General features: G+C 68.3%; 15 protein-coding genes and 2 tRNA genes. 4 read left to right on the plus strand and 13 right to left on the minus strand.

Translation table 11 applies throughout. From position 1 onward, the window contains the following. Window positions 1-31: 31 nt before the first annotated feature. Window positions 32-1,489 carry a 4Fe-4S binding protein gene (locus ACX1D3_RS08380; protein ID WP_458993499.1) on the minus strand — a complete coding sequence of 486 codons (1,458 nt, stop codon included), beginning with the start codon at window positions 1,487-1,489 and terminating at the stop codon, window positions 32-34. Next, entirely contained in the window at window positions 1,489-1,659 is a 171-nt protein-coding gene (locus tag ACX1D3_RS08385; protein WP_458993500.1) for a hypothetical protein, read from the minus strand. Before ACX1D3_RS08385 ends, ACX1D3_RS08380 begins: the two co-directional genes overlap by 1 nt. Before the next feature lie 15 nt (window positions 1,660-1,674). Between ACX1D3_RS08385 and ACX1D3_RS08390 the strand changes: the two genes are divergently transcribed. Beyond that, window positions 1,675-1,812, plus strand: coding sequence for a hypothetical protein (locus ACX1D3_RS08390; RefSeq protein WP_458993501.1), 138 nt, complete (start codon window positions 1,675-1,677; stop codon window positions 1,810-1,812). 481 nt (window positions 1,813-2,293) lie between these two features. On the opposite strand, the gene ACX1D3_RS08395 is transcribed toward ACX1D3_RS08390, so the two are convergent. After that, window positions 2,294-2,683, minus strand: coding sequence for a heavy metal-responsive transcriptional regulator (locus ACX1D3_RS08395; RefSeq protein ID WP_458993502.1), 390 nt, complete (start codon window positions 2,681-2,683; stop codon window positions 2,294-2,296). A 95-nt stretch (window positions 2,684-2,778) separates the two neighbouring features. On the opposite strand from ACX1D3_RS08395, the gene merA reads away from it, so the two are divergent. Beyond that, window positions 2,779-4,158 (plus strand): mercury(II) reductase, encoded by a 1,380-nt coding sequence (gene merA / locus ACX1D3_RS08400; protein ID WP_458993503.1) that lies wholly within the window; start codon window positions 2,779-2,781, stop codon window positions 4,156-4,158. Window positions 4,159-4,320: 162 nt separating this feature from the next. Here the strand turns inward: merA and mobF are convergent, their stop codons facing one another. From mobF to ACX1D3_RS08420, 4 genes are all read right to left on the minus strand, one after another. Further along, a complete protein-coding gene (gene mobF, locus ACX1D3_RS08405; RefSeq protein ID WP_458993504.1) occupies window positions 4,321-10,005 on the minus strand; it encodes a MobF family relaxase in 5,685 nt (1,894 codons plus the stop codon). A 638-nt stretch (window positions 10,006-10,643) separates the two neighbouring features. Next, window positions 10,644-11,813: a cysteine desulfurase family protein gene (locus ACX1D3_RS08410; RefSeq protein WP_458993505.1), complete on the minus strand. Its 1,170-nt coding sequence runs from the start codon at window positions 11,811-11,813 to the stop codon at window positions 10,644-10,646. Window positions 11,814-11,919: 106 nt separating this feature from the next. After that, the gene (locus ACX1D3_RS08415; RefSeq protein WP_458993506.1) at window positions 11,920-12,270 is read right to left on the minus strand and encodes a DsrE/DsrF/TusD sulfur relay family protein; all 351 of its coding nucleotides are present in this window, start codon (window positions 12,268-12,270) and stop codon (window positions 11,920-11,922) included. A gap of 27 nt (window positions 12,271-12,297) precedes the next feature. Continuing rightward, window positions 12,298-12,822: an OsmC family protein gene (locus ACX1D3_RS08420; RefSeq protein WP_458993507.1), complete on the minus strand. Its 525-nt coding sequence runs from the start codon at window positions 12,820-12,822 to the stop codon at window positions 12,298-12,300. 102 nt (window positions 12,823-12,924) lie between these two features. Between ACX1D3_RS08420 and ACX1D3_RS08425 the strand changes: the two genes are divergently transcribed. Both ACX1D3_RS08425 and ACX1D3_RS08430 read left to right on the plus strand, forming a co-directional pair. Next, window positions 12,925-13,590 (plus strand): metalloregulator ArsR/SmtB family transcription factor, encoded by a 666-nt coding sequence (locus ACX1D3_RS08425; RefSeq protein ID WP_458993508.1) that lies wholly within the window; start codon window positions 12,925-12,927, stop codon window positions 13,588-13,590. 701 nt (window positions 13,591-14,291) lie between these two features. Continuing rightward, entirely contained in the window at window positions 14,292-15,230 is a 939-nt protein-coding gene (locus tag ACX1D3_RS08430) for a cytochrome c oxidase assembly protein (RefSeq protein WP_458993509.1), read from the plus strand. A gap of 9 nt (window positions 15,231-15,239) precedes the next feature. Here the strand turns inward: ACX1D3_RS08430 and ACX1D3_RS08435 are convergent, their stop codons facing one another. The 6 genes from ACX1D3_RS08435 to ACX1D3_RS08460 form a co-directional block, all read right to left on the minus strand. Further along, a complete protein-coding gene (locus ACX1D3_RS08435) occupies window positions 15,240-16,430 on the minus strand; it encodes an MFS transporter (protein ID WP_458993510.1) in 1,191 nt (396 codons plus the stop codon). Window positions 16,431-16,438: 8 nt separating this feature from the next. Then, entirely contained in the window at window positions 16,439-16,786 is a 348-nt protein-coding gene (locus tag ACX1D3_RS08440; RefSeq protein WP_458993511.1) for an ArsR/SmtB family transcription factor, read from the minus strand. 230 nt (window positions 16,787-17,016) lie between these two features. After that, window positions 17,017-17,092 (minus strand) — tRNA-Pro (locus ACX1D3_RS08445). A gap of 55 nt (window positions 17,093-17,147) precedes the next feature. Beyond that, a tRNA-Gly gene (locus ACX1D3_RS08450) sits at window positions 17,148-17,218 on the minus strand. A 57-nt stretch (window positions 17,219-17,275) separates the two neighbouring features. Continuing rightward, window positions 17,276-18,424: a type II toxin-antitoxin system HipA family toxin gene (locus ACX1D3_RS08455; protein WP_458993512.1), complete on the minus strand. Its 1,149-nt coding sequence runs from the start codon at window positions 18,422-18,424 to the stop codon at window positions 17,276-17,278. After that, window positions 18,421-18,615, minus strand: coding sequence for a type II toxin-antitoxin system Y4mF family antitoxin (locus tag ACX1D3_RS08460; protein ID WP_458993513.1), 195 nt, complete (start codon window positions 18,613-18,615; stop codon window positions 18,421-18,423). The genes ACX1D3_RS08455 and ACX1D3_RS08460 overlap by 4 nt, the downstream gene beginning before the upstream one ends. Between the last annotated feature and the right edge of the window lie 64 nt (window positions 18,616-18,679).

The raw sequence follows: 18,679 nt of genomic DNA on the forward strand, positions 1-18,679 counted from the left end.
AGGCGTGGGTGCGGGTCCAGACGGCGGCCCCTTACATGCGGTGCGCCATGGGGAGGAGGAACAAGACGATGTTGACCGCACCCAGGAACGCCACCAGGACAGCCATGGGCACGAAGGTGCTGGTCCGGCGCTTAGCCGTCTGGTAGCGGCGGCGGGTGATGCGCCACGCGGTGTAGAGGGAGCCGGCGATGCCCAACGCGAGCAGGGCGAACTGCAGGATCTGGATGGTGAGGTTGCTGGCCAGGGCCGGCGACTCGGCGCCGTAGGTGATCCCGAACAGTGCCGCGACGGTGGTGATCACCGATCCGCCCTCGGCCAGCAGGTGGAACAGGTTGTGGGAGATGTGTCCGGCGACGTCGAGGGGGATCAGGGCGTAGCCGAACCGGGCGAAGTTCTTCATGGTGCTTTCGAGGTTGCGGCCGGCCGCCAGACGCGACGCACCAACCAGGAGCCCGACCGGGAGGCTGACCGCGACGGCGAACGCGACGGTGAAGATCAGGGCGTAGTTCGTGATGCCGGTGGTGGCCTCCAGCCATGCCAGCGCCGTGTTCCACACCTCCAACATGGTGACGTTCTGAACGATCACGATGCCCATGATCGCCATCGCGAGGAACGACTCCTCCACCGAGGGCTTGTTGATGAACCACAGCTCGCTGGTCGGCTTCCGCAGCCGCACCTGGATCGCATCGTTGGGGCACGCCTTGATGCAGTTGGCGCACAGGTTGCAGTTGGCGTTGGTGTCCATGGTGCGGGGGAACGTGAACAGGGGGCAGCCGGCGACCTTGTCGTTGCCGTTGTAACAGGCGGCCCGCGCCGTGCAGGTGCGGCAGATGCCTGCGTCGGCGCGAAGCTCGACCATGCCGGTGCGGGCGTAGTTGCCCGACAGGCCGCCCAGGAAGCACAGGTAGCGGCAGAATGTGCGGCGCTGGAACAGGGCTCCGGAGACGATCACGGCACTGGTCAGCAGCAGGAGCAGGACACCCGAGCCCCACGGCGATTCCACGATGCCCCACACATGATCGGCCCAGGTGATCAGCAGGAAGGAGGCGTCGATGATCCAGATGCCGTACCTCTTCAGGAAGGCCGGGACCGGCTGGTTCACGCCCACCAGCTTCTGGACCTGGTCCGAGAGCCATCCGAACGGGCACACGGCGCACCAGAACCTACCGAGCAGGACGAACACGATCGGGATCAGCGGCCACCACAGCACCCACATCAACGCGGTGCCGGCGTTGTCGTGGGCAGAGTCGGGACCCACCAGCAACTGGTACGCGACCAGGCCGAACACCATTGCTACGGGGACCTGGATGATGCCGGGGTAGAGCCGGCTCCGCAGCACCCGGGCAACCCACGGGATGCGCATCAGATTCCGGCCCACCGGTGGGGGAGTGAGGTCCGGCCTCTCGTCCAGGTCGAGGAACACCGGACCCGGCCGGTCCACGGGCTTCTCGCCAGGCCCTTCGAGTCTCGGCAACGTGGGAGTGCTCATCAGGATTCCTTCGCGGCGGTGCCGGTGTTGGTGGTCGGCGCGGCGGCGCGCGCGTCACGGCGGCGCTTGTGGTCGGGGGCCTTCTTCCGGCGCAACACAGCCGCGTACAGCATGACGGCGCCGTTGAACACACCGAACCCGCCCAACACCAGAGCCCGAGGCCGCTCCACCGGAGGAGCCTCGCTATGCTCCTCGGCGGCGCCGCCGCCATGCTCCTCAGCCGCGGCCTCATCGCCGGCCGCCGGCGTCTGCTCCCCGGACGCAGCATTGTGGCCCTCGCCATGCTCAGAGTGCTCAGCGGGAGCCGGAGCGGGCAGCGCTGAGGTTGTCACGGGTGCCGGGGTCGAGCCGGGTGCGCTTCCCTCAACCGCCGCCTCGTGTCCATGCCCAGAGGGCTGGTCACCGGCGACGCCGGGATGGCTGCTGGTCGTCGCGGTCGCTGTGGGAGGCTCGGTCCACTCATTCGCCACCGCCTGCGGTGAGAGACCGACCATGGCCCACACGACCACGGCGGCGGCGGGGGCGGTGCTCAACATGCGACGCATTCAGGAACTCCTCAGGATGGATGACCGCCCCATCCTCACCGACCGCCACCGACCTGAATCGCCAAAATCCCGGTTCTGAAGAGCATCTTGAGAAGACCTTGACCGAGTCTGTACCTAGCCGCCGACAAGCCCCGCAGAAGTAACCCAGATCTGTCGGCTCTCGGAGGGTCTCCTCGGCAATCACGGCGTACCGATGCCACTGCCGCGGCGCTGGGTTCATTCCCGAGCTGCGGAAGGCAGGCAGCGCAGCCGGCCGGGCTCAGAGGTATCGGCAGATCGATTCGGGTGCGCAGGCCTCCGAAGTTGTCTTTGCCGCGTGCGCTCGAAGCCCGGAGATGGTGGCACGCAGAAGATTGAGCCGCGCGAGCTGCTCCTCGATGTCGACCAGCTGGCGGTCAAGCAAGTCCCGAACATGCGCGCAGGGCAAGCCCCCCGCATCTCGAACATCGAGGATCTCCGCGATTTGCGCGAGGGTCAGACCCGCCGCGCGGGCCCGGTCGATGAACTGGAGCCTTTGCACCGCGCCATCGTCGTAGCTGCGGTACCCAGAGGCCGTCCTCACGGCTGGCGGCAACAGCCCACGCTCCTCGTAATATCGCAGCGTCGACGGCCTCGTCCCCGCCTTCTCCGCCAGCTCGCCGATCAGCATCCCGCACCTCCACGCCGGCTTGACCTTCAAGCATGCTTGAAGGTCCATTCTGACGGAATGCGGCCGCAGGGGCGGCCGACCCGGAGGAGACATTCATGACGCTGCACAACGAGTTCGATCTCGCAGTGATCGGCACAGGCGGGGCGGCGATGTCAGCCGCCATCCATGCTCGACTTGAAGGGGCCAGCGTGGTCGCGATCGAGTCGGGAACGCTCGGCGGGACCTGCGTGAACGTGGGCTGTGTGCCCTCGAAGACCCTCCTCGCCGCCGCGCACACCCGCCACGCGGCCCTCTCGAACCCGTTCCCCGCCGTCCCCACGTCCGCCGGCAGCGTCGACCTCGTCGCGCTCATGCGGCAGAAGGAAGACATGGTCGGCAAGCTCCGCCAGACCAAATACGCAGACGTCGCCGCCGCGTACGGGTTCGACATTCTCCCCGGGATCGCCTCGTTCGCAGACCCGGCAACCCTCCTCGTCGACGGGCGGCCGGTTCATGCCGGGGCGTATCTCGTGGCCACCGGCGCCGAACCTCACGTGCCGGCCATCCCCGGCCTCGAGCACGTCGACTACCTCACGTCGACCACCGCAATGGCGCTCGCCGCACTGCCCGCCTCGCTGGTAGTGATCGGCGGCGGCTTCGTCGGGCTCGAACAAGCCCAACTCTTCTCCCGCCTCGGTGTCCAGGTCACCATCGTCGGCCGGCTCGCCCCGCATGCCGAGCCGGAATCATCCTCCGCGCTCCGCAAAGCCTTCGAGGCCGAGGGGATCACCGTCATCGACGACCGCGCCGTCGCGGTCACCCAAGACCAAGCCCGGGTCCGGGTGCGCACCCACACAGCGAGAGAGGCCGTCGGCGAACGCGTCCTCATCGCCACGGGCCGCACCCCGCGCACCCACGGACTCAACCTCGCAAGCGCCGGCATCGCAACCGACGACCGCGGCTTCATCAGCGTCGACGAACACCAGCGGACCACAAATCCAGGCGTGTTCGCCGCCGGCGACGTCACCGACGCGCCCCAGTACGTGTACGTCGCCGCCATGGCCGGGAGGATCGCAGCAGGCAACGCGCTGGGCCACCACCACGAGCACGTCGATTACACCGGGATGCCCGCCGTACTGTTCACCTCGCCACAGCTCGCCTCCGCCGGGATGACCGAAGCCGAAGCCATCGCCGCCGGGTACCGGTGCGCCTGCCGTTACCTGCCACTGTCCGACGTCCCCCGAGCCATCACCAACCACAACACCCGAGGCGGCATCAAGATCGTCGCCGACGCCGACACCGGCAAAGTCCTCGGCATCCACGCCCTCGCCGAGACCGCCGGCGAGATCATGCTCGCCGCCACCTACGCCATCAAAGCCGGATTCACCGTCACCCAACTCGCTGACACCTGGGCCCCGTACCTCACCATGGCCGAAGGCATCCGCCTCACAGCGAACCTCTTCCGCAATGAACTCCCCACCTCGTGCTGCGCCTGATGCAAGGTCCAGCCCAGTCCCTGCCGGATCGACTGTGCATCGAGTGCAGAGCCAGCATGCTGCGGTTCAGCAGGACATCCGGGCTCATCACCGGGTCCTTGCCCCCAGCAGGAGCGGTTCGGCCCTTCTCGTCCCGCCGATTTGGGTGCCGTCTGGGTCTGTCTAGATGCTCGGAGCCCTCTGGTTGATCGTCCGGGTTCGGGTGGCGGGAAGCGTTGTCGACGTCGACTGGGTGGGTGCCTGAAGGTGGTGCATCAGGATCCGCCGCAAGCCGCTGGCGATCTGGTCGGGTGTGCGGCCGGTGAGGGTGTGGGCGAGGGAATCGTAGTTGACTCCGTAGGGCTGCAGGTGGGTCAGGTGTGCGCTGGTCTCCGCCCAGTTCGGGGCCGTGAGCAGGTCTGGTTGGACCGTCCGAGCCCAGGGGCGCCAGTCGATCTCCGTCGGCCCGCCGGGCCTCTGCCCGGTCAAGGTCGCCACCGCCACCGCCGCTGGGACGCCCTTGAGGTAACCGGACAGCGAACTGGTGTCGACGCCTTGGCTGTGGAGCTGGTCGAGGCGGTGGGCGATCGCCTTCCACTCGTCGGTAGAGGGCAGTCGGGGATTGGTTGCGGTGGCCCACGGTTGCCAGCGTTCTGCGGGGTGTTGGTCGAGGCGGCGTCGCATCGCGCGGGTTTGTTCCCGGGCGATGTCGCCAGCCGTCGAGGGCGTGGTGGTCCACGCGTTGATCCGCCCCGCCAGATGGCTGGACAGCTCGGTGGAGATCAGGTGAAGGGTTTCGCCCCAGGTGGTGGCGGGGCGGGCTGCAGTGATTTCCGCGATCTGCCGGACGGCGTCGGTCGGGTCGAGGAACCTGACGCGGTCGCGGACCATCAGCATCGCCTGCGCTGTCGTGGCGCCGGTAAGCGCTTCGAGCAGAGCGGTGGGTCCCTGCTGTTCGAGAAGCTGGGCCGGATCGGCGCCGGCTTGCAGTACGACTCGGTGGGGGTCGTGGCGGTGCTGGGCGAGAAGCCAGAAGGCGTTCTCGGCTGCGGTGTGTCCCGCGGTGTCGGCGTCTGCGGCGATCAGCGGCGTCGGCCTGCCACGGAGGAGGAGTGTCTGTTCCGGTGTCAGGGCTGTGCCGAGGGGTGCGACGCCGATGAAGGCGCCGTGGCTGGCGAGGGTGACCGCGATCGCGTCCATCGGTCCTTCGACGATCACCGGCACAGCCTCCGGGGTGAGGAGGTGGTGGCCGTAGAGCACTTCCCGCTTGGCGAACAGTGGGCTGGCTGGGCTGTTGAGGTACCTCGGGCCCTGCTCATCCCCGGCGTGCGGATGCCGGCGGCCGACGAACCCGACGATGACGCCGTCGTGGTGGAGGGGGAGGATGGCGCGGTCGCGGAACCTGTCGATCACGTTGCCCTGCCGGGTGGTGGTGGCCACTCCTGCGGCGAGGAGTTCGGGCGTGTTGAATCCTTGTTTGCGGAGGTCGGTGACGAGGTTGGTCCATCCGGCGGGTGCGTGTCCGATCCTGAACCGGGGGTTGCCGGCGAGGTCCTGCCCGAATCGCTGCGTCAAGTAGTGGTGGCTCCAGCTGCCGGGCAGCTGGGCCTCGAAGAAGACTGCTGCAGCTTCGGTGACTTGGGCGAGGCGTTCCGGGGTGTGGGGGGTGTCGGCCCAGCGGTCGGCGGCGGCGAAGGCTTGTCGCAGCTCGAGGTCGGTGAAGTCTGGGTCGGTGCGTTCCCGCAGCCGGGCGGCTTCGGCGAGGTCGGCGGTGCGGGTGGACCAGTCGATGTCCTCGATCCCGTCGGGGGGCAGCTCGTCGGGATGTGGCGGCTCTACCTCGTCCGGTGGTGGGGTGGTGGTGCCCTGGTGGGCGCGCCACAGCATCGCCTGACACGCATCATCGAACCCGGACACATCCGCCACGGGAGCGATCAGGTCCTCGATGTGGAGGCCCTGGTCGGTGCCGTGGCTGATGGCGGCAGCGAGGTGGGGCCACCAGGGGCTGGCTTCCAGATCGGCCGCGGCCTGGTAGCCGAGACGCTCGACGAGCGACCCCTCCCAAGCAGGCAGTGTGGGCGCGTCGGCGGTAGCAAGGTGTCGGGCGAGGCGCCACCACAGCGCTGCCGCGGGATGCTCCGCGGGCAGCGGTCCGTCGGCGACGGCTGCGGCGAGGTGCTCGGTGATCGGCACCCCGGCGTTGTGGAGGGCGGCGAGGCGGTGGGCGAGCACGGGGGCGTAGGGGTCACGGGAGAGGTCGGGGTGGATGTCGCGCAGTAGGTCGGTCCAGATCGCGACGGGGTGGGCGGGTCGGAGACGGTCGGTGAGGTGTTGTTGCCAGTGGTGCGCGGCTGCGCCCAATTGCAGCGCACCGGTGGGTCGGCGGTCGGCGGGTTCAACCTGCCACGCGGCCCGCCACACCTCCACCTCCGCGATGCTGGACGAGGTCAACGTCTGACCCGGCAACGCCCACACCGGCCGCCCGATGGCAGCGGTGGCGTCGCGGACTTCGGCGGCGAAACCACGGACCTGGGAGGCCCGTGCGGTGAGGTAGGGGCCCCACTGGTCATGGTTGGCGAGGGGCTGGGGGATTCCGGTGAGCCAGGGGAGTGGCCCGTCTGTGTCGGGGTGGGGGAGTCGCCAGGTCAGCACTGCCGACGGATCCTGGGCGCTCGACAGTTCGCGCGCATCGACGGCGTCACGCAGCAGCTGAAGCGGTGAAGGGGACGTCTCGCTGGCTGCCAAGAGCAAGAGGAGGTGGGCGCGCAGGGTGGGCCAGGTTGGGCTGGAGGTGAGCTGGTCCACGACGTCGTCGGCATGCTGATCCAGCTCGCGTGCGGCGTCGGCGTGGAGGTGTTCGACGGCGACGCTCAGCGCGTCGGCGTAGCGGGCCACCGCGTGGCCGAGGCAGGTGTGGGGGTCTCCTGCGTGGCGGGTTTCGGTGGTGACGGAGCGGGCGGATCCGTCGCGGGCGAGGATGGATTCGAGGATGTCGCCGGCGGTGACCGGCCGCAGGGTGGCGGGGTGGATCGGGGAGTTCTCCCCGCCGCCGTCGACCACCTCGACGTAGGCATGGTTGGCGTGGCGTCCTCGGCTCATCGCCACATACAGCTGCTGTCGCGACTCGGCGCCGGTGAGGACGGTGTGGGTGGTGTCGACTGTCACTCCTTGGGCGCCGTGGACGGTCACCGCGTAGCCCAACTCCACGTTTTCGGTCACGTAGGTCGGGGGCAGGCTGACCCTCAGCCCGGTGACGCGATGCTGCGCGCGGATTGCCCCAGAGGTTTCGACTGAGGTGACGGTCCAGCGGTCGCCGTTCTTCACCCAGTCAGTCGCGCTGATCGACAATCGGCGGTCGTTGAGCCGGGTCACGATCACATCCCCGACGGAGGCCAGGTTCCCGTCCGACAGCACGGCGACGGGGCCCTCCGCCTGGCCGCCGGTGACGGTGAGGCGGTGCTCGCGGGCCCACTGGTTGAGTTGGGCGACCTGGTCGCGGGTGCCGGCGAGCATCACCGTGTCGAGTCCTGCCGTGCGATCTCGGAGCCAGCCGTTGAGGGCGTCGCGCAGGACGGTTTCGTCCGAGCCTGCATGGATCCGCTGCTGGTCGAGGTAGAAGCCGAGTGCCTCGGGTCGGCCGTCGCGCAGCGCCAGGGAGGCGGCTGCTTCGGCGGGATCAACGAACCGCATGATCTCAGTGAGCTGCACGGCGCCGTGGCTGTGGGCGATGTCACGCAACACCCCTCCGGCGCCGACTGCGGCTAGCTGCTGATCATCCCCGACCAGACGCACCGACGCACCCCGCTCAACCGCGAAGTCGATGACTGCGGCCAGTGTGGGGGTGTCGGCCATGCCGGCTTCGTCGATGATGATCAGCGTGTCAGGTCCGATCGTCGCGTTGACGTTTAGGGGTTGGTGGTGGAGGTCGTAGGCGACCTTCGCCAGCGTCGTCGCCTTGCCGACGTGGTCGGCGAGTAACCGGGCGGCGACGGCGGAGGGGGCGAGCCCGATCACGGTTCCGCCGCTGTCCTGCCAGGCGTGCCCCAGGGCTGCCAGGGCGGTGGTTTTCCCGGAGCCGGCGGCGGCGAGGGCGAGCTGAACCCGCCTTCCGCTGGTAGCCATCTCGCGCACCAAAGCGACCTGCCCGGCGGTGAGAGTCATACCGTTGGCGGTCGCCGAGAGTAGCGCCAGCGACACGTCCGCCTCGCTTGCTGTCCGGCCGTCGAGGAGGGTCGCTGCGTCGGTGATGGTCTGTTCGGCTTCGATTACGGCGGTGGAGGTGAACCGTGGGCTGCCGACGGTGGTGTACACCGACTGACCATCGGAGCGACGCAGCACCTGCGGGTCGCTGATCGGATCCACCCACCCCTCCAGCGCGATGCAGCGATCGGTCGCTGCAGCCAGCAGTTCGGCGGTGAGTTGGGTCGCGTGGTCGGGGCTGGTGGCGTGTTCCCTGGCTCTCCGGGAGGCTTCCGCCTGGAGGTGCCACACCGTCCACGACGCACGCGACAGACCCATCCGCTGCACCATCTCATCAGCCACCTGCTCGACCCACTCCGCCGTTGCCGCCGGCCTGGCGACGCGGCCCGCGGCGTGCACGTCGGCGAACAGGCGCGTCACGCCGTTGGCGCCGAGGACCGCTGCGGCTTGCGCTGCCCAGGTGGTCCGCTGCTCGTCGAGGCTGCGGGGTTCGTGCTTGGCCTGGCGGGTCTCCAACGTGGCCTGCTGCGCCAACGCGATCGCTTCGGACGGGGTCGGCGGACGGTGATGGGCGCGCTGGAAGTCAACGGCGAGCTCGGCCTGACGGGCCACGATCGCAGCCCGACGGCTGGACCACGCCTCCCGGAGTTGTTCCGGGACGCCGACGATCTCCCGGACGGGTCGCTTCGCCGGATCACGGGTCAGATCCGGAGCGAAACGCACACCGAGACGGGCAGTGAGGTGGGCTTCCAACTGCGTGTTGTACACCTCCGAGACGCTGACCATCCCCGCATGCAGCGGGCGGCCGTCGATCGCCAACCAGTGCCCGTCCAGGGTCTGGACCTTGTTCGCGATCGCCACATGGGTGTGAAGATTCGGATCCCCCGCCCGCGAATCCCGATGCGTGAACGCGGCCGCGATCAGGCCGGTCACCTCGACCTGCCGCACCCCACCCGCACCCCTCCGCGAGTACAGCACCCGCTCCTCCAAGTACCGCAGTGCGTCGGCGACGGCAGCGTTGTGAGCCTCCTCAATCTGCGCTGCCATCGCCTGCGGTGCGACCGCCCAGAGCGCCGAGACGGACTTCACCGGCGTGAACGTCACATCGAACCCCGCACAGGCCGTCGTCGCGCTCCGCGTCAGGCGCGCCACCTCCGACGACAGCTCCAGGCTGCTCGGCGCCCGTCCCATCCGGGTCTCGAACCGCGCCGTGGCCAGCTCGTTCCGGATCCCAGCCCTGACATCGACGGGGACCGTGGCGTCGCTGCCCAGACCGTTCGCAGCAGCCCATTGGCTGCATCGGATCGCCACCTCCTGCTGAAACATCGTGGCCGCCTCGTGCACCTTGAACGGGGACCCCAGCCGCGCCGCGTGGCGGATCTGCTCGACGGTGGCGCCCTTCGGCAGGGCCGCGAGGCGGGCCTCCATGTCGGGGTGATTCCCCGCCCCGAACAAGGCCCGCATCTGCACCTCCGACACCGGGCTGCCCGGCTCCACTTCCAGTGCGTCCAGGCCGGTGCCGACCCACCGTCCGGGCGCTTCACCTTTCTCGGTGTAGTAGCTTGTCAGCGTCGCGTGCCCCTTCTCCGTCGAGTCCTGCGCAGCGACCTGCCGGGTCAGGTAGTCATACCCCGACCCAGCCGTCAGCTTGTGCAGAGACGCCGTCATACCCCCTTTGAACCCGCACTCGCCCCCGCCACAGCGAACCGACAGTGCAAGGGGTGTATCGGACATCTAGAGATGGGGTATGCCGGGAGCGGACGACGGCACTGCTGTCGCGTTCGGGTGAACACTTCGCTGTGCGGGTGAAGCTGCGGTCAACTGTTCGTCGTTCCGGTGGAAGCTGCGCGTCGCTGCGGCGACGTCGAAGCCGGGCTGTTCGCCGGCGCCCTTGGTCGACAGGTCGTCGGCCCGTTCACCGTCGCCCCGCACGGCAGTTCGCCTACGGCACCGGCGAACAGCGCGACCAGTCGCGCGCGCTGGTTGCGCTGCTGGAATCCACTCTGCGGCTGCACCGGCACAAACCCGATGCCCTCGTTGCACAAGACGAACACCTGCGCTGGCGCAGCGGCGGAATGATCCGCAGCCTTTCGCAATGGTCTGCGGCGCGGCGATCGTCGCGATTGAGGACGGCAGCGAACGCGTCAGCCGCGAACTGCTCGACATCGTGCGGGTCCACTACGCCGCCGAATGAGCCGACACCACCAGCACGCCGAAAGCCAAGGCTTGGGAGGGCTCGCCGGTAACGGAACGACGGCTCGCCGAGCTCAAGGTCGACCGCCGCGTGGCCCTCGTGCTTGGGGTGGTCAGGATGGGTGACGGCAGGCGGCCGAGATCTGAGTGGCGGCTCGGTCGATGTCGTGGGTGGTGGTCCATCGTCCGAGAGAGAGCCGGAGGGCGCTCATGGCTCGGGCCGGGTCGAGACCCATGGCGGTGAGGACGGGTGAGGGCGAGTCGTGTCCGGCGTGGCAGGCGGAGCCGGCGGAGGCGGCGACCTCGGTGACGTTGCCCAGCAGGCTCAGTGCGCGGACGTCGTCGATGCTGAGGTTGAGGGTGTTCGGCAGCCGCCTGCTGGGGTGACCGTTGAGGTGGATGCGGCCTGGGAGAAGCTGCTCGAGCGCGCGCTGGAGATGGTCGCGGAGACCGGTGAGGCGCTCGGCCTCCCCATCGTCGAGGGCCCGGCCTGCCAGGTGGGCGGCGTGCCCGAGTCCGGCGATGTAGGCGACGTTCTCTGTGCCGGCGCGGAGCCCGTCCTCCTGTCCGCCGCCGCCGATGAGCGGACGCAGCGCGACGCCGTCGCGGACCCACAGTGCGGCCACTCCCTTTGGGGCATACATCTTGTGCCCCACAACGGTGAGCAGGTCGACCCCGAGTTCCTCGACGTCGACGCGCACCTTGCCGATCGACTGGGCCGCGTCGCTGTGGACGAGGACGCCGCGGGCGTGGGCCACCCGGGCGATGTCGGCGATCGGCTGGATGGTGCCTGTCTCGTTGTTGGCGTGCATCACGGAGACCAGCACGGTGGCCTCGGTGATCGCATCAGCGACCGCCTCGGGGTCGACGAGCCCGTGATGGTCGACCGGAAGTACGGTGACGTCGACGTCGTGGAGGTCGGCCAGGTCGGCGCAGGCGGCGAGCACGGCGGGGTGTTCTGTGGCCTGGGTGATCACGTGGGGCCGTCGACCAGGGTGCCGGTTAGCCAGGGAGCTTCCAGTGATGGCGAGCGCGTCGGCTTCGGAACCGCTGCCGGTAAACAGGATGCGGCCGTCGTGTCCACCGATGAGGTCGCTGACCTGCGAGCGGGCGGTGTCGACGGATGCTCGGGCGGCGCGCCCATAGGCGTGGCCGCTGGACGGGTTGCCGAACTCGACCTGCAGGTAGGGCAGCATCACGTCCACCACCGCTGGGTCAACGGGGGTGGTGCCGTTGTAGTCGAGGTAGACGGGCCGTGCTGCCAGCCCGGGATGCCGGTTCATGCGGTTGTCCCCTAAAGAGGTTGGTGGGAGCGTGGGGTCAGAATAGGCGGTTTGGTGGTGGACGCCGGAGGCGGCGTGGCGTGGCGCGGCGTCCAGCACGGGCTGGTCAGAAGACGAGGACCTTGTCGGCGGCGAGGGTGTGGTCGGTGAGTTCTTCCATGGTGGAGCGGCGGGCGCCGGGGATGAGCATCTCGGCGGTGATGCCGCGGGCGTCCATGCAGGTGCCGCAGCACAGGATCTCCCCGCCGCCGCGGGTCACGGAGCCGAGCATGCGGTCGAGCTTGTAGTAGCCATCAGCGGTCTTCTGGCCGGCCATGGCGGCAGTGACGCCGTCGCCCATCAGGAAAACGGTCATGTCGACGCCGTCGCGTTTGGCCATGGACGCCGCCAGGCGGATCGCGTTGTAGGTGGAGTCCAGCCCGTAGGCGGAACCGTTGATGATCATCAAAGCCTTCATGGAGATGTTCCTCTCGAGGACAGTGGGTCAGGCGCGTTCGACGGTGGTGGTCAGCCTGACCGGGTTAACGATGGTGTAGACGAAGGGGCACTTCGCGCGGGCCGCGTCCTGCCACCGGGTCAGGGTGGCATCGTCGACATCGGCGGCGACCTGAACGGTGACGCTGATCTTCTCCATCAGCGGCGCATCGCCCAGGTCGTAGACCGCCGCGACGTTGACGTCCTGCTGGGCGACCACGCTGACCGCCTCCAGAGCGGTCCCTTCGATGGCGGCGATCGTCACCAGGGTGGAGGCGTAGCAGGCGCCGAGGCCGGCCAGCAGGTACTGCAGTGGGTCGGGGGCCAGTCCCTGCCCGCCGAAGCCCGGCGCGATGTCGATGTGAAGGTCGGTCGACGCGTTTCCGTGCTGCACTGACGCGGTGAACGCCGGCTCGCCTGCGGTGAAGCTCCACCGGCCCTCCACCCGCTTGTGCAGCCGGAACACCGAGGCATCGTCTTGGCCGCGTTCCATCACGCCGGCCAGGACGTCTAGGTCGAGGTTGTTCTGTCTCACACGCACTCCTTATTCAACGATCTACTTGATCAAGGAGGAGCGTAGCACCACACCGCCAAACGTGCACTACTATTCACATGAATCGTTGAGGAGGTGCCAAGGGTGGACGGACGTCAGTTCAAGGACGAGGTGTTCGGGCACTTCGCCCGGATGGGGGCGGCGTTCGGGAATGCCAAGCGGGTCGAGATCATCGACGTGCTGGCCCAGGGCGAACGCAACGTCGAGTCGTTGGCCGAGCAGATCTCCGCGAGCTTGGCGAACACCTCACGCCACCTGCAGATCCTGTCGGCCGCCGGGCTGGTGAACCGTCGGGTGGAGGGCACCTCGCGGGTTTACCGGTTGTCCGACCCCGGCGTCGAAACCGCTTACCGCACCCTGGTCGGGCTCGCCGAGAGCCGGGTCGCCGAGGTCACCGCGCTGACCGAGGCGTTCTTCGCCGACGCCGACGGCACCCATCCCGTCGCGTTCGACGAACTCGACACGCTCAGCCGCTCCGGCGACGTCATCCTGGTCGATGTGCGACCCGAGACGGAGTTCGCCTCCGGCCACGTCGACGGCGCGCTTAACATCCCGCTGGCCGAGCTGGCCAACCGGCTGTCCGAACTACCCGATGACGCCACCATCGTCGCGTACTGCCGCGGCCCCTACTGCGTCATGGCCGCCACCGCCGTCACCCGATTCCGCGAGGCGGGCCACCAAGCCCTCCGCCTCGAGGGCGGATACCCCCAGTGGCGCGACTCCGGACGACCCACCATCCACACCGGCTGAGAACCTCCGCGACATTTCCCGCAGTCCGGGGCAGTCACCATCGGCCCGCGGTCCGACAGCGCCAACTGATGTCAGTGTGGGGAGAAATCGCTCCAGGTCGAGAAAGTGCTCCACGCCACTCAGGACTCCCCGAAGGTCGGCGTCCGCGCCAATGGCGGCCCTCGCATTGATGACCACGAACCCGCCCGCACTATGGCCTGCGAGAACGGGGTATGGGGCGTGCTCGGAACCGAACACTGTCTGGCGGTACTCAAACCCGGAGAAGCTGGCTTCCCCGAGACGGGCGGTGACCTCTCGTGCGGTGCAAAACTGGGCGTCGTCAATAAGCACCCGTCGGACTTGAGGGCCTGGCCGCCCTGCCCCAGAGGACTGTCGGCGTCGAGGGGTCGTCACCACTGGTGATCACCGTGGCCAGCGGGACGGCGACTGACCCGGAAGTATCGAGGCACTTCGTGGTTGGTGCGGTCTGACCACCGACGGCAATCTCGGTCGTTCTGAGCGGGGTGGCGGGGTGCGTTCGCGCGCGGTCTGAACGGTCGTGATGGGGGACTGACCGGATAGAGTTTGATATCGGCGGCGTCGCGGCGTCGTCTGATCATTTTGACGTCCCTCGTGGATCCAGGACTTCGCGTCGTGCAGTTCTACCCGTTGGGTCGGCACAGCTAGATTCCGCGATGGCCCGTCGGCACTGAAGGGATGAAATGCCTGTTGATCATGGCTCTCACGGTGGCAGCGGGATGGGTTTGGATCCCGGGTTCCTGTGGATGATCCTAGGTTTCGTTCTTACCGTCGGCTATCTCGCTGCCACGGTCGTCCAGCGTCGCTCGGGCCACAGGTGGGCGTGGGGGAAGCAAGCCTCCTGGTACATCGGCGTGGCGTCATTGCTGGCGAGCACGCTGGGTTCGTGGGCCGATAAGGCGGCAGATCTGCTGAGTTGGCACATGGCCCAACACATGATGTTGTCGATGGTCACCCCGATCCTGCTGATCCTGGGCCAACCGGTGACCTTGGTGTTGCGGGCTCTGGGCTCGCTGGGCACTCCAGCACGACCTGCACGGGCGGCGCTGCTGCGCCTGGTCCATAGCCGGTTCGTGGCGACCGTGACCCATCCGCTGATCACCCTGGTGCTGTTCGTGGCCAGCCTTTACGGCCTCTACTTCAGCCCCCTTCTTGATTGGCTGATGCGGACCCATCTCGGCCACCAGTTGATGCTGGTCCACTTCCTGCTGGTGGGATTGTTGTACTTCACGCCGATTCTGGCCGTCGAGCCGCTGCGCCGAAGACTCAGCCCTCCCGCACGGCTCTTCGTGATGCTGCCGGTTGTTCCGTTTCACGCGTTCTTCGGGGTGATCGTCATGTCGTCCGGCGGCGGGTTGAGTCAGCACTTCGCCGCACGGACCCTCGCGCTGGGCCTGGATCCGAGCGCCGATCAGTCGCTGGCCGGCGGCCTGGCGTGGGCATCAGGTGAGCTGCCTCTGCTGGCGCTCATCGTCGTTGTGGCCATTCAGTGGGTGCGTCATGACCGCCTGCTGGCACAGCGAACCGATCGCCATGCCGACCGGACCGACGACGAGGAACTCGTTGCCTACAACGCCCACCTAGCCAGGCTCGCCGCCGTGCATAACCCACGCTCGTCGTGAGGCATGGACTCAGTGTCGCCCTTCTCGAAGCATCCCTCGGTGCACCAGAAGGATCGCCGCCAACAGCCCGGCTGCGATGAGGCCCCCGGCTAGGAACGTGTACCCGGCGAAGAGTGCCGCCAGCGCTCCAGCCAGCGGGTAGGTGAACCCCCACCACAGGTGGCTCCATGCGAAGTGAGCGCCGTACACCCGCCCCTGGGCCGCAGCGGGGGTGCGCTCCGCGATCAGCGTCTCGGTGGGTAGGTTCACCCAGTTCTGACCCACCCCGGCCAGGGCCCACAAGGCCACGAGTCCCGCATAGGGAGCCACGTCACCGGGCAGCACCGCGAGGGTGCTCAGGGCCGCGCCGATCGCGATCCAGCGCACCAGCGACACGCGCACGAGGTGGGCCACCGCCAGAGAGCCAACCGTCGCCCCCAACCCATAGGCCGCCATCACCCAGCCGAAGTGCGCCTCCGTCAACCCCAATCCGTCCTGCACCCGCGCCACCGTGACCGTGAGCACGAGGGCACCCGAGAGAGCCGCCACCAACTCGGCCAGGAGCGCAAACCTCACCGGCGCGTCACGCCACAGGCGAGAGGTACCGTCACGCACGTCAGCCCACGTGGTCGCCGACATGTCATGGGCACTGACCCGCAGCACTCCCAGCGAGAGCACGAGCACCGCCGCAACAGCGAACAAAGCGGCGATCACAATAAACAGTGACCGGCCACCCAGACCCAGCGCCACGAGACCACCGAACCCGGGACCCACGATGCCGAACACCTCGGTCGTCGCCGCAGACAGCGCGAAAGCAGCCCGAGCGTGACCCGGGCCCGCCACCAACGACACCGTCGCCTGATTGGCCGGCGTGAAGAAGGCGGTGAACACGTTCGCCAGCACAACAAGAACGTAGACCTGCCACGGTGCCGTCACCCAGAACATCAACGCCACCGCCACCACGCGCCCCGTATGGCACCCGGCCAACAGGAGACGCCGATCGACGCGGTCAGCCACCACCCCCGCCACCGGCCCCAACGCCACATAGACGACGACCCGCAATGTCAACGCGGTGGCCACCACGACCGGCGCCCGCGCCGCCCCCTCCAGCCGCACCGCCAACAGCGCCAGGGCCACCCACAGAATCGCATCCCCCAACTGGCTCACAGCCTGCGCCGCGTAGAAACGCGCAAAGCGCGGGTTGCGAAGGACCGTCACCATGCTCGAGCTCAAGACTCGTCCCCGTGGTCGTGCGGAATGTCGCCCACAAGGTGTTCAGCATGACCCAACGCCTGCGCCAACATGTCGGCCACGTGGACGTTGGTGAGACGGTAATGCACGCGCGGCCCCTCCCTGCGCGCCATCACGAGACCGGCCTGCCGCAGAGGAGCCAACTGGCGACTCACAGTGCTCTGGGGCCGACTGCACAACTCGACCAGCTCACCCACCGTCCGCTCGCCCTGGTGTAGAGCCATCAGTAGCAGCAGCCTCGTCGGGTCCGACATCGCGCGAAACAGTCCGGCCGTCACATCCAGTCGATCAACGGGCGGCGGGAAGTCAATGACATGCCTCTTCACAACCCCACCATATCCGTGGATGCGGATAAGCGGATATTGTCGGCCCTCTCCCACGTGGACGCGATGCGTCCACCAGCCCTCGATGCCAGCGACGCCGGATGATCGGCAGTGGAGTTGCGCCGCGTGATGCGGGCGCAGCTGCTTGCCGACACCGGCCCGATCAGTTATCGCACGTGTATTGCACGAACCAGAGATGACGGGAACGAAGGCCCCTTTGGCTAGGGGTTTTGTGGTCGGGGCGACAGGACTCGAACCTGCGGTCTCCTGCTCCCAAAGCAGGCGCGCTAGCCACTACGCTACGCCCCGGTGAAGACCGGAGCCCTTGCGAGAACAAGCGTCTGACAAGGGCTCCGGTACCTCGAGCGGATGACGGGAATCGAACCCGCGTAGCTAGTTTGGAAGACTAGGGCTCTACCATTGAGCTACATCCGCAGAACCGCGGCCGAGTGTATCAGCACATTCGCGCGGTGGGCGATCCGCAGGCCGGCGTCACGGAAGGGCGTCCTTCCGGCGCCTGGAGAGTTGTCGCCTCAGGGCCTGGGTGGTGGCCGCGTTGAACGGTAGGGCGCCGCCGGCCAGATCCTCGTCCAATCCCGCCGTCGCCCGGAGCGCCGTGTCCAAGGCCCGCTCGATCACGCCGACAGGCAAGCCCAGTTCCTGCCCGAAAGCCACGAGATGACGGCGGATCAGGCCCTCCGTGCGCCCACCGATCCTCAAGGCCAGCGAGTGGTCGCGGTAGGGCAGCGTGCTCAGGACGTCGTAGAGCGGCGCGATGCGCCACTCTCCGCCAGGCTCCTGCAGGACGGAGAGGTTCTTGGCGTGGAGGTCCCCGTTGCCCATGAGCCAGGCGAAGGCGAACTGGAGAAAGATGTTGCGGAGAGCCACCGGCCGCGCCGCGCAAGCCGCCGCGAGCGCCATTGCGACATCCTCGGCGCTGATGAGGTACTTGTCGGCCGGGTAGCGCCCCATGATCTGGCAGGCGTCCTCGACGGCGAGCCGGGCCGGGGTGCGGTCGAAGCGCCGGACAAAAAGGCCCGTCACGCCGGCGGAGTCCGTGACGAGTTCCGCGTCGGCGACGGGGAGGCGCAGGCGCCTGGCGAGGCTCATGAAGTAGGCCTCGTTCTCGACCGCGAACGGGTAGTCGGGCGGCGTGAGCTTGACGAACGCGGGGGCGCCGTCGCGGGCGCTGCCGGGCAGCGTGATCATTCCGGCGGAGAGCTTGTCCTGCGCCCCGGGAATACCGACGCGGTCCACGCCGTAGTCGGCCATGAGCGCACCGAAATCGGGGGGAGAGTCCCCGCTCACCAGGGGCGGAGGCTGCGCCGGAGGTTCCCCCGAGGGCACCACCTGGACGTCCCCCACGGTGTCGGCCCCCGTGGCGAGAAGGAGGGTCAGCTCGTCGTCGGCGGACGTCTTCACCGCCCGGACGAGTGCGGACAGCCGACGCCCCTCCGGCAGGAGGTTGGTGAAGAACGGCGGCAGGGTCCGTCCCGGTCTGATCACGCCGCGGCCGCGCGGGAGGGTATGCGCCACCGGGGGGCCGGCGTAGGAGGGGAGGTACTCGAACCGCGTGTCAGCGCCGTCGGTGAAGAGGCGCGCGGCCAGAGTCCCGGCCTTGTACACGTCTGCGCTCGTCATCGCCGGGCCCGCGTGGTCAGCTCGAGCCCCAGCGCCGCCATGAGCGCCTGCACCTTGTCCAGTCTGACCGTGATCTTGCCCGCCTCGACATCCCTCACGAAGCGTTCGGACACCCCCGCCAGCTCGGCGGCGTCCAGCTGGGTGAGCCGGAGGTCGCGGCGACGGGACTCAACGACATGGGCCAAGTCCATGGCAGCCCTCCTGATCCGGCGCGATCGTGCCGGTTGTGCCATTGAAGCACGTTCGCGCTGGGTG

The organism is Tessaracoccus yangjingae, from assembly GCF_054483935.1.